8 protein-coding genes and 4 pseudogenes are annotated in these 11,452 nt (G+C 34.6%); 10 read left to right on the forward strand and 2 right to left on the reverse strand.

Features of this window, described 5'->3' with window-relative positions; translation table 11 throughout:
- Positions 1-172: 172 nt before the first annotated feature.
- A pseudogene (locus tag FRX57_RS00665) lies at positions 173-2,293 on the forward strand (phage tail tip lysozyme); the annotation flags it as partial.
- A gap of 61 nt (positions 2,294-2,354) precedes the next feature.
- Here FRX57_RS00665 and FRX57_RS00670 read toward each other — a convergent pair.
- Both FRX57_RS00670 and FRX57_RS00675 read right to left on the reverse strand, forming a co-directional pair.
- A pseudogene (locus FRX57_RS00670) lies at positions 2,355-3,199 on the reverse strand (nucleotidyl transferase AbiEii/AbiGii toxin family protein).
- Complete coding sequence (locus FRX57_RS00675; RefSeq protein WP_146565667.1) at positions 3,196-3,786, reverse strand: type IV toxin-antitoxin system AbiEi family antitoxin domain-containing protein; 591 nt, start codon at positions 3,784-3,786, stop codon at positions 3,196-3,198. Before FRX57_RS00675 ends, FRX57_RS00670 begins: the two are co-directional and overlap by 4 nt.
- A 143-nt stretch (positions 3,787-3,929) precedes the next feature.
- Between FRX57_RS00675 and FRX57_RS00680 the strand changes: the two genes are divergently transcribed.
- The 9 genes and pseudogenes from FRX57_RS00680 to FRX57_RS00720 all read left to right on the forward strand — a co-directional run bounded on the left by FRX57_RS00680 (position 3,930) and on the right by FRX57_RS00720 (position 11,451).
- Positions 3,930-4,136, forward strand: a complete 207-nt coding sequence (locus FRX57_RS00680) for a DUF5965 family protein (RefSeq protein ID WP_146565669.1) — start codon at positions 3,930-3,932, stop codon at positions 4,134-4,136.
- A gap of 2 nt (positions 4,137-4,138) precedes the next feature.
- A pseudogene (locus FRX57_RS00685) lies at positions 4,139-4,333 on the forward strand (DUF5945 family protein); the annotation flags it as partial.
- A 50-nt stretch (positions 4,334-4,383) separates the two neighbouring features.
- Complete coding sequence (locus tag FRX57_RS00690; RefSeq protein WP_146565671.1) at positions 4,384-4,674, forward strand: hypothetical protein; 291 nt, start codon at positions 4,384-4,386, stop codon at positions 4,672-4,674.
- Positions 4,675-4,743: 69 nt separating this feature from the next.
- The gene (gene pezA, locus FRX57_RS00695) at positions 4,744-5,220 is read left to right on the forward strand and encodes a type II toxin-antitoxin system antitoxin PezA (protein WP_146565673.1); all 477 of its coding nucleotides are present in this window, start codon (positions 4,744-4,746) and stop codon (positions 5,218-5,220) included.
- Complete coding sequence (gene pezT, locus FRX57_RS00700) at positions 5,220-5,981, forward strand: type II toxin-antitoxin system toxin PezT (RefSeq protein WP_146565676.1); 762 nt, start codon at positions 5,220-5,222, stop codon at positions 5,979-5,981. The genes pezA and pezT overlap by 1 nt, the downstream gene beginning before the upstream one ends.
- Positions 5,982-6,003: 22 nt before the next feature.
- A complete protein-coding gene (locus FRX57_RS00705) occupies positions 6,004-7,380 on the forward strand; it encodes an ABC-three component system protein (RefSeq protein WP_246100862.1) in 1,377 nt (458 codons plus the stop codon).
- Position 7,381: 1 nt separating this feature from the next.
- On the forward strand, positions 7,382-8,077 hold the full coding sequence (locus FRX57_RS00710; protein WP_146565681.1) for an ABC-three component system middle component 1: 696 nt from the start codon (positions 7,382-7,384) through the stop codon (positions 8,075-8,077).
- Complete coding sequence (locus FRX57_RS00715) at positions 8,074-10,704, forward strand: AAA family ATPase (RefSeq protein WP_146565684.1); 2,631 nt, start codon at positions 8,074-8,076, stop codon at positions 10,702-10,704. Before FRX57_RS00710 ends, FRX57_RS00715 begins: the two co-directional genes overlap by 4 nt.
- Before the next feature lie 384 nt (positions 10,705-11,088).
- Positions 11,089-11,451: pseudogene (locus FRX57_RS00720) on the forward strand (SAG1252 family conjugative relaxosome accessory protein).
- Position 11,452: the final 1 nt, after the last annotated feature.

Raw genomic sequence — 11,452 nt, forward strand, 5'->3', positions numbered from 1 at the left:
ATTTGGTTTCTTGCTAAAAATCCTGCCAAAAAATCTTTGGCAGGATTTTTGTTTTAATAAATTTTCAGGGGTAGACATTAGATTGTCTACCCCTTTTTTGCGTTTTGTTGGGGGAATTAGAGCATGAAACCACCCCAGTCTTACATACAGACGGGGCTAGTGTTAAAAAACACAGGATGATGATTTAGATGGACTTAGAATCCTAAAGGATACTAGCCTGAAAGCCAGACGCTATGGCAAGTTTACCTATCAAGCAGGTAAAGTGGCGGTGAAAGGTGGACAGACTGGTGTGCGGTTTACAAAGACGAAAGTGGCTCATGGAAAGGAACGATTCCAGAATTTCAAAAAGGGAAAAGGATTCACATGCCAGAAACCGCTTAAATCAAGAAGACGCTACCAAACCTTTTTAAAGCATGCCAGAAAGCACAGTCTAGTAGGAATTAAGGGGATTGCCCAAGCCATTAAGGGAAGTCTGACTTTCTTTTCTGTCCTTGCGGGAAATCCTTTGACTTGGATTGTCTCAGGCATTCTCTTGATACTCCTTTTGATGATGAGCTTTTCCATGAGTGTTTCAGGAAGCAGTGTCATTCAACAAGATGAGATGGAATTGACCAAGGCCTATACCCACATGACGTGGGAAGATGCGGAACATACGAGAACCAACGAAAAAGGGATTGCCTACTACACCAAAATTGATGAGGTCATGGTCTATATGAATCATCAATACCAAGACTACAAATTAGATGATTTCATGGAAACGGGTGGTACGACCTACAAAGGATTTCTCAGTCAAGTGTGGACGGACTAAAATGGTGGTGATTCTATTAAATCCATGTCTGACTTGTATAAAGAACCTGCTTACAAGCTGTCTGAGGAGGACCAGGAAGAACTAAAGGAATTGACCGAAGGAAGCTTAAACATGACCTACCGATTTGGTTATGAGGTTATTGATGAGAAACCAACGCTTCATCACCATATCATCCTAGAAGCAAAAGAAGACCAAGTCATTGTGTCTCCTATGGATGGCAAGGTATCACTTGATGAAGAGACCGTTATTCTGACATCTGGTATCGGAATTCATACAGGTCGTTTGAGTGAAAATCAACAAGTCTTGGCAGGAGATATTATTGGTCAGACCAAGGACGGAACAGGTCTGAAGGTCACCTATCAAAAGGTTGATGATGACACGGATAAGCTAGTCTATGTCAATCCAGCTTTCTACTTTCCAAAAGTGATTCAGGTTCAGACCACCATTCTTCTAACTATCGGTCAGTTTGGCGGCGATGAGTTCGAGAGAGCCAAGGCGATTTATGACTATCTCAAAAGTAATGGTGCGACCAATCAAGCTATCGCAGCTATTTTAGGAAATTGGTCGGTAGAATCTTCCATTAATCCAAAACGTGCTGAAGGCGACTATTTATCTCCACCAGTTGGTGCGACAGATAGTTTGTGGAATGATGAGGGCTGGCTCTCACTCAATGGCCCAACGATATACAATGGACGTTACCCAAATATTCTCAAACGTGGTTTAGGCCAATGGACAGATACCGCGGATGGGTCACGCAGACATACTTTATTGCTCGAATATGCCAAAAGAAAACATCAAAAGTGGTATAATTTGGGCTTACAACTGGATTTCATGTTGCATGGGGATAGTCCTTATTGCACCAACTGGTTAAAGGACTTCTTTAAAAATTCAGGAAGTCCAGCTAGTCTTGCCCAACTCTTTCTCATTTACTGGGAAGGAAATAGTGGTGATAAACTACTTGAATGTCAAACACGGGCAAGTGAGTGGTATTACCAAATTGAAAAAGGCTTTAGTCAACCCAACGGTGGGATTGCACAAAGCGATCCAGAATCTTTAGAAACTGTACGAGGAGACTTTTTTGAAAACTCTATTCCAGGAGGTGGTGACGGGATAGGTTACGCTTACGGCCAATGTACTTGGAGAGTCGCAGCCCGTATCAACCAACTGGGTCTAAAGCTCAAAGGTAAAAATGGTGAGAAGATTTCAATTATCAGTACTATGGGCAATGGCCAAGATTGGGTGCGTACAGACGCAAGTCTTGGTGGGGAGATAGGAACAAGTCCACAAGTAGGATCTATTCTTTCCTTTGCGGGAGGAGGATATGGTACACCAGCAGAATACGGTCGTGTGGCTTTTGTGGAGAAAGTTTACCTAGACGGTTCATTTCTTATCTCAGAAACCAATTACAATGGCAATCCAAACTATACCTTCCGTAAATTATCTGGAGTGGATAGTAGCTTGAGTTTTGCATATACGACGAAATAAAAAAGGATATGCTAACAAAATGAATAAATGTTAGCATATCTTTTTTATTTTTTTGTCACGATTAATCAGAATTTATAGAAAGGAGAACTGTTATGAGACGAATCATCTCATCAAGAACATCTGCAAGTGAAATTCCTTTTGTATAACTATATTTTTTTGAATAATTTTGCCATTGTTTATTCTGAATAGGGTCAGATCTGAACCTCTCGAGTAGTTCAATAATCATTGCAAACTCGAGTTCTGTTTCGCGATATGAAAATGTTCTCTGACAGGCATTTTTCAACTGAATGAAGTCAATGTCTTCTTTCTTCAGTTTTGAAAGAATATAAACATCGTAAAAATCTTTGCTTCTACTGTTCAAGAAGTTGCGTGAATAGATGGTTTGAGTTTCTCAGCTAGAATAGTTTCAATTGTATAAGCAATGATTGGAAAATTGTCTTCATCAAAAATAGCTTTATAGTCGTATGTAATCGGCTGAGGAGTTACAACATCACCTGTCGCAATATCCAAATGGATAACTTGTTTAATATTCTCAAGTTGGCACAAAATGGTTGCACGATAGCCACCATAGTCATCACTTTCTTTAATAGCTGTGATTGATTGAATCACAAAAGAAATACCTTCTTCGGAATCTGCTAAAATTTCCTTGAGTTGCTGCTTCACAGTATTTTCTGAAAGTGTTATTTGATGGAACAAAAAATCAATATCAACCGTGCTACGAGATTCAACTCCAATAACATTTGATAGTAGGAATCCTCCTTTGAAGATATAGTGATTTGAATAGGTACTCTGACTTAATTTTTTCAAAATCACTTCAAGAAAGTAATAGGTCATCACGGAATTAAAGGTTAATCCAGTATTCTTTGATAGTTTATGACAGAGTGCTGTTAGCTTAGCTTTATTCACACTAGGACCTCCAGAGTTTGTTTGACCTTGTTCAAGGTGTTCATTTTTGTCGCATATTCATAGAGTTTGGTAAGATTTTTTTTAGGATAGTTTCCGTAATGTTGAAGTGTTTTGACAAAAAACTCAGTATCTATTTTTTCTCGATGAATCACAAAATCACAGATAATACGTTCTGAATTATACACTCTTACCTCGTTTCCCATAGGGGTTTTTACAAGTGTAATTCCTAGTTCGCTATACTCCTTAGAAACGGAATGAATGTTCAGATTTGCTGGAGGAGTATTAAAACGGTAGCCTCTAGGAATGGTTACGTCAAAATATTGAGGAATTTCATCCGTAAACTGTTGTAGATACAGTGCCGAAATATAAGAGAAAACAGCCTTGGGATATCGGTACTGAAAGAAGTAGTATTCGTCGTAGTCTCCATTCTGGGTTAGGAAAATTCCTTTTTCGACGCGGTATAGAATCCCTTCTTTTTCTAGTCTTGTCAAATATATTGTTGGAATATTTAGTGCTTTACAATCTTTATAGGTGATAAAGCCATTGTGTTTTTCTATAAATTCAAGTAGAATCTCTTTTTTTGACATGCTTACTCCTTTCAATGTTGCTTTTACACTACGATTTTACAATATTTGTAGTGCAAAAGCAACATTTTCTTTTCCCTGAACTGATTGTGATCACAAAATCAAGTCCGCTATCATAATCTAGAAAGTGACAAGGAGGCCCCCCTATGAGTGTGATTGAATGTCTGGCTGAAAAAGTAGCTAGACAAGAAGAAAAGGTCTCACGTGAGACGGAGAAATTGGAACACTATCGTGACCAACTACAAACTGTAATGTATAGCACCTTTATCAAACGGCAACAATCTAGTCAGTTGTCATTTCATGAAGCACTAGAGCAAGCCTTTGGTAAAGAAACCACATTACACCCGAATTAAAACTTAAGCAAAGTCAGCCGAAGAAAGTAAATATCACAAGTGACTACAAACAGCACTTGGCAGATACCATTGCACAAAACAACAAGGATATTTCCGCCTGTCAGAAGCAAATTGAAGAACTTCATCAATTGATTGATGAAAAGAAAATCCAAAATAAAAAGTTGCAGGTTATTTCAGTAGCCATTGATGATTTGTAAGTCAGGTAGTCCTATGCAGGCTACCTGACTTACAATTGAAGGAGAGGATAATGAAATTTTTTCAAAAGAAAAAACAGAACCAGGATCAATTTAAACGACTGATTCATAGACTGTCGGAGATGTCGGATATTGAACTAACCAAAGTAGAGCAACTTTTAGATGTGGTCTTTGATTCAAATTTCAAGTCTGGTGAGAGAGTAGAAATATCTCGGAACATCATAACCACTGAAGAACAAAACCTTGATAAGTCGATCCAGGAAGCGAAAAACAAACTGAATTCTGAGCAGTTGGAGAAGCGAATAGAACAGTTTATGCAATCGAAGAAACCTAAAAACGGATAACGCACCATATTTGGTGCGTTATCCGTTTTTTATGGTATAATGAAAGCAAATATGAGGAGGTCTTTATCTATGATTGGAGACAATATCAAATCACTACGTCGAACGCACGATTTAACACAACCAGAATTTGCGAAAATGGTTGGTATTTCACGTAATAGCTTAAGTCGTTATGAAAATGGAACTAGTAAAGTTTCAACAGAACTCATCGACCGCATTTGTCAGAAATTCAATGTTTCTTATGTTGATATTGTAGGAGAAGAAAAGATGTTAACACCTGTTGAAGATTACCAACTGACTTTAAAAATAGAAGTGATAAAAGAACGTGGAGCAGCCATTTTATCACAGCTTTTTAGATATCAGGATAGTCAAGAAATTGCTTTTGATGATGAAATAAATCCTTGGATTCTCATGAGTGACGATTTGGCTGAATTGATCAATACGAAAATTTACCTTGTCGATACTTTCGATGAGATTGAGCGTTACAATGGTTATTTAGACGGTATTGAGCGGATGTTAGAGATGGTGCATCATCGGGTAGTGGCTTAATGAGATTGGAAGAATTTAGTGAAGCTGAGTTTCAGAAGGCTTTACAGCGAACCATTCGGACTTTAACCCGAGGAAAGACGATTCCAGATCGACCGAAAGCTATCTTGCTTGGAGGACAAAGCGGGGCAGGTAAGACGACTATTCATCGGATCAAGCAAAAAGAATTTCAAGGCAATATCATTATCATCGATGATGATAGCTATCGTTCTCAGCATCCCAATTACTTAGCCTTGCAAGAAAAGTATGGTAAAGATAGCGTGGACTATACCAAGGGATTTGCAGGAAAAATGGTAGAGCATCTGGTTGACGAACTCAGCACACAAGGTTATCATTTGTTGATTGAGGGAACTTTGCGAACTACTCAAGTTCCAAGAAAAACTGCTCAATTATTAGCATCAAAAGGCTACCAAGTTTCCTTAGCTGTGATTGGTACCAAACCAGGATTGTCCTATCTCAGCACCTTGATTCGTTACGAAGAGCTTTATGTCATAGATCCGACTCAGGCCAGAGCAACTCCAAAAGAGCACCATGATGGGATTGTAGAGAACTTGGTTCATAACCTAAAGGAGCTCAAAAGCGATAAACTCTTTGACCAGATTCAGATTTATCAAAGAGATAGAACTTGTAGCTATGATTCTGAAACTGATGAAGGCTCCGCGGCAGAGGTGCTACAAGAATGCCTCTTCGGGAAATGGAGCAAGGTAGAGGAAGAGATGATGAAGGTCGGACAGGAACTGTTGAGGGAGATTAGTAAGGAGTAAAATAATAGGGGGTATTAAGTTGGTGAGTTCAAACGTTGACCAAAATAGGAATGCAACACCAAGTTGGAGTGGCTATATTCATCAAGGAAAAGTTGGATTTTTAGTAGCACTAAGACAATTACGAGAGTGCATTGAAAATAATATAGAAAATCTTGAGGATTATGCTATAAGATATGAGAATGATGAGGACTTTGATATTGTTGCCGATGATGATCAAGTATTATCGAGGCATCAAGTAAAAGCCTATGTCAATGGTAATGAGAGAGAGGATTACTCGGACCTTTTTAATATACAAACAAGGAAGTTTGAAGATGGAAAGGAAAAAATAGATCAAAAGGGATTTCAGATTCATGAATTTGATGGCAAAGGAAATGTAGTGCGAGTGATGGTGCCTTCTGATAGCAGATTTTTACATGTGATTGTAGATGTGCCGGATTTTAATCTATTAAAGGGCGATTATTTGAAAAAATATTCTGGGAGAACAAAATACACAGATAATGTTTCTTGTATCAACCTTTATGAGTATAATCGGGTTGAAAATCTGTTTTATTGTCCACTTTCCCAGGATGATAATAATGATACAATTAGAGATTATTGTATAGCTGAAATAGAAGGGATTTTAGGACTGAGGAGTAACCTTTTAAAAGATAATCCTTCGCATTTTAATCAAGTATACCTGAAATATGTAGGTTCATTATTGGATCATAGCATTGGACAAGCACACAGTGAATCTGGTTTTCCAGAAATATCCTTTGGAGAAATACTTTCCATTATTGAAAAGGAAACTCCTAAAGATGAAGTATATGAAATGAAAAATAATTTGACCTATAGGTGGGAAAAATATCGTCGTGATTATGTAAGTGACATTGAAGAGGAAGATATTAAACTTATGGATGAAATAAATAATCAATTACTGTCTCTGACTAAAGATGAGTTTTATGAATTTGTGAGAATGATGTTACCACACGAAAATTCAGATGAAAATTTTTTAGAATTGTTTCGTAATGCCCCAATGGAGGATATATTTTATGTATTACTGGAGAAGATTAAGGGATTTTCGTTTAAAGCATACAGTTATTTAGATGATAATGAGAAGAGTTATAGAACTTCTTTGATTAGTACACAGGATAGACCTGGGAGAATTGCAAAAATTATTCAAGAAATAATTGGCAACTCAGAATTTTTAAAAGCTACTTTTAATCATAATTTCCTTATTAATAGAGATATAGACGAGTTGCATATTGGGAATAGAATTGATGAATTTGATGGCGTGCCAGGTAATAGATATCGTGAAGAATGGAATACTGGGGTACAACATAACATTTTTAAACCAAATATGGAATTTATTAGCATTAAGAAAGCAAAAGAAAAGAATTTGAGGGTACCGAAGGAGGAGTAATATGAGAGATATCATTATAAAATTTTTACAAAATAACCATTTTAATCAGTTGGATACAGATTTTGATTTCTATACGAACTCGCAATACTCAGAGTATTTTATTGTTAGCCAATATAGTCTTGATGAGCTACATAATTTTTTTGATGATGATAAGACTTCACAAGTAATAAAAGAGTTTGAAAGACTGTCTGTGAAATCAGAACACGAGAATATTAAGAAAAATACCTCTCTGTTTATTTTGGTAGAAGTTGATAATTTAAAAGAAGCATTTGAAGATGAAAAAATCCAAAGATCAATATTATTGATAGAAGAGGACTATTACTATTTTAGAAAGTTCGTTTTATTATACACTCAAAATGGGTTATCGGATTTACGAGACAAAACTACTAATGAAGTACTCTATAATTACTTGGAATCTAATATTGATGCTTTTGAAGAGGATATGTTTTTTAGTGAGTCGTACTTTATAGCGATGGAAATAGGAGTAAAACTACCATTTTTCACACTTCCTAAAAGAAATGATATTTATAAAAGTATAGAAAATCAGTATCAGAACGATAAGGATAAATTAGATAATAGATTATTGGAGTTTTATTCTAATGTCACTGACGAGAAATTATCAAAATCACTAAAAGATATTTCTACTGATGATAAAATTATTTCTGATTTACTACAAATAGGAGAATTATTACAATGAAAATCAAAAAAATTTTAATAAAAAACTTTAAAAACATAAAGGAAACTAGAATTATTGATTTTCAAGAGAATGTAACTTTGTTTGTTGGACCAAATGGATTTGGAAAAACTACAATTTTTGATGCAATAGAGTTATCATTAACTGGGAAAATCCGTCGAATTGAAGAGTCCGATTATAGCGATGGTAGAAGTAGTTTTAGTACTTCTTATTTTCAAAATAATCCTGAGGAAGATACATTCATTGAGTTAACGTTGACAAATGATGAAGGTAGTTCTTTGATAGTATCTAGTCTTTATAAGAGTAGTATGAATGCTGAGGGAAGTAATGTACCAAAGTTTTCATTTTCAAAATTTAAAAGAACAGTTCGGTTTGAACCTGACCCCCTTGAAGACTTGGATGGTTTGAGTGAAAGAGATATACAAAAGGTCATTAGTCAATTTTTAGGATACGAATCAGAAGATTATAGCTTAGCTGATACTTTTGATTTGTTTCATTATATTCAACAAGATGAAACAGCTTATTATTTGAAGCAAAAGGAGAAAGATAGAAAGGAACAATTGAACTTTTTATTAAATATTGGAAACTATGTTAATAGAAAAAATCGATTAGAGCGTTTAAAAAGTGTTTTATCCTCTAGTGAAAAGGAACTAAAAGCAAAAAAAGATAAGTTAAAAACTTCCCCAATTAAGAACGACACTCCATATTCTAAGTTACCTCTTAGAGCAGATAATGACTTTGCTTTTAATAAAGAATCAATTGTATTTGATGGTGAACTGTCAAACGAAAGTTTAACTATGTATCTTTCAGAAATTGAAAAACTGCAAGGATTTCGGAATTCATTTTCTCCAAAGGATTACTTTCTTAGAAAACAAAGTGAGCAATTTGAGCGAGAGGTGTTGGAAGATAAAGATTTTATTTGCTACTTAATAGTTAGAAAAATGTTTGAAAATCAGGAAAATATAGAGTCTATTAAACAAAATCATAGTTTAATTTCAAATGAAAAAAATTACTCTTATTTTTTACTTAAAAACTATATTGAACAACTGGAAACGTTGGAAAATGATAGTAGGATATTTAAACGTGGAAAAATTCTAGAGAGTCTGCTTGATGTCGAAATTGATAAACTTAATATAGAGTCAATTAAGAATTCTTTAAGTGACTTTGTAGGTTGGGAATTTGGCAAAGTATGGTTTGAAACGTTTGATTCCAAGTTAACAAATTACAAGATTAAAAAGGAGCAGTTGGATGATGGAACAGATTCGATTAACAAGTTACTCGAGATAAGAAATCGTCTAAAAGAACATAGTGATAATAAGCATTCAGAATGTGTATTTTGTGGTTATGATTGGATTGAAAGCAAGAATTTACTGCTTGCTTACGAAGAAACAACGAATCAGCTACGTAAAAATTTGACTAATTTTGAAATAGAAGTTTCAAATTTGGTTGAAGAATTAAACAAATTAAAAATAGAGTTGCAAAATCAGATTAAAATTGAGCAAGAGAAACTCTTTGTTCTTCCTGATGATTTTTTGGCGGTGATACGATCCATAAGTAATTATGATTTTCCTGAGTCTTTTAGCAACTTAGTTGTCATGAACTCAGAGATTACGCCTTTGTTAGTTGATAAGAGTGCTTCGCTACAAAAGTTTGAGATTTTGAAAAAAGAATTAATAAGTTCATTGCAAGAAAAACTATTGATTCCAAATGAAGTCTATGGTACTTTCCTTAGAGTTGTAAATAAGAGAGTAGATTTTGAAAAACTTTTAGAAAAATATTCTATTTTATCTGGAGAATCAATAAGGGAATTTGAAATTTCTTTTGAACTCTTACCCATTTCCTTGCATAAATTTAAAGAGAACAAAGACAGGTTATTAGTATTCTTAGAGGAACTTAGATCACAAATAGTATTTGATTATTCTAAAAGTTTAGATTCACAAAATCTATTTGATAAATACTTTGCGTCTAATGAAAAAACTTTTGAGGACTGTACTATAGAAAGAATCAGTCAAAAACGGGAATATATTATTAACCAGTTTGAACTACAAAGTTTGACGATGTTTAACCAAATTGAGAAACGTCTTCAAATAATCGAACGAATGATTACTTATCTTCAGCAGCGTGTAAGGGAATTAAATAATAACATAAAATCCTACCAAGAGCAGATGATTCAAAAGTTAAAGCTTCCTTTTTATATGTATACTGCTAAAATTTTACAAAATTACCAACAAGGATTGGGAGTTCTACTAACTACTCAAAATAATTCTAATATCAGGTTTATAGCAAATAGTAATAGTGAGCAAGATGTGATGTATCAATTGAGTTCTGGACAAGTAGCTGTTATTTCGTTTGCTTTCACTTTGGCACTAAATACTACATTTAAAATTTCAAAAGAATTCAAATTTTTATCAATTGATGATCCGATTCAAGATATGGATTCTATGAATGTATATGCTTTAATTGATTTAATAAGACATTCATTATCAGACTATCAAATTATTATGTCCACACATAATGATGGTAGTGCTATGTTTATAAAATATAAATTTGAAATATTTTCAGATTCTGAAATTTCAAATGTAGGACTAAAAAATATAAAAAATATCTTATTATTGGATGATGAAGGTTAGCAGTTGATGAGACTATACATATGTTAATGGAAATATAAGAAATATTGTTTCATTAAGATGGTATTTGAGAGCGTTAAGCTCTCTTTTTTCTTACCCTAATTTTCATGTTGTGATACCTTTTCCAAATTACCTCTATTATCCTAATATCATTCCTAAGAAAATCAAGTGTTGATTTTCTACTGGGGGTTTGGGGGCAAAGCCACCAAGTTATCTTATCGTTAGTTGTCAAAACTGGAAGGTTTTAATCAGCTGGCGATATGATTTTTGGGATATTGTGGACACAATATCTGAGCTCGCAAAGACCTAAAAGGAAGGTGTTATGTAGTGCCGTGTCGAATACAAGTGCGGGGATATTCCGATATTAAAGAATTAGGAGAATGCTGGATGGAAAACTTAGTTAGAGAGATTCGTAAGGAAGTCAATTTTTCAGTAAAAGAGTATCAAGAAATACAAAATTTGATGATACAGGATGGATATGAGCAATTCTCCCCTTTTGCTAGAGGTAAATTATTGGAAATAGACCACCAGTCATCCCAGTATCTTGAAGAATGGATAAAATATTTATAGCACCAAAAAGTAGAACAGATTTATCGAGATGTATATGAAATACTTGTTCTGGCAAAGTTGTCTCAATCAATTATTATGGAACATCTTGAAATCATTTTGACTTGTGTCAAAGACTTGATGAGGGAAATTGAGATAAGTATGCCATTAAGCCATTCATTCAAAGACAAGTACATGAGGTAAG

It is taken from the genome of Streptococcus cuniculipharyngis, assembly GCF_007859195.1.
In the GTDB taxonomy this organism is placed as follows: Bacteria; Bacillota; Bacilli; order Lactobacillales; family Streptococcaceae; genus Streptococcus; species Streptococcus cuniculipharyngis.

What these genes read in the sequence shown, in the direction of transcription:
- FRX57_RS00710 (WP_146565681.1), top strand. Translation starts at nt 7,382, where the DNA reads ATGAGAGATATCATTATAAAATTTTTACAAAATAACCATTTTAATCAG.
- pezT (WP_146565676.1), top strand. Translation starts at nt 5,220, where the DNA reads ATGAGATTGGAAGAATTTAGTGAAGCTGAGTTTCAGAAGGCTTTACAG.
- FRX57_RS00690 (WP_146565671.1), top strand. Translation starts at nt 4,384, where the DNA reads ATGAAATTTTTTCAAAAGAAAAAACAGAACCAGGATCAATTTAAACGA.
- FRX57_RS00715 (WP_146565684.1), top strand. Translation starts at nt 8,074, where the DNA reads ATGAAAATCAAAAAAATTTTAATAAAAAACTTTAAAAACATAAAGGAA.
- FRX57_RS00675 (WP_146565667.1), bottom strand. Translation starts at nt 3,786, where the DNA reads ATGTCAAAAAAAGAGATTCTACTTGAATTTATAGAAAAACACAATGGC.
- pezA (WP_146565673.1), top strand. Translation starts at nt 4,744, where the DNA reads ATGATTGGAGACAATATCAAATCACTACGTCGAACGCACGATTTAACA.
- FRX57_RS00680 (WP_146565669.1), top strand. Translation starts at nt 3,930, where the DNA reads ATGAGTGTGATTGAATGTCTGGCTGAAAAAGTAGCTAGACAAGAAGAA.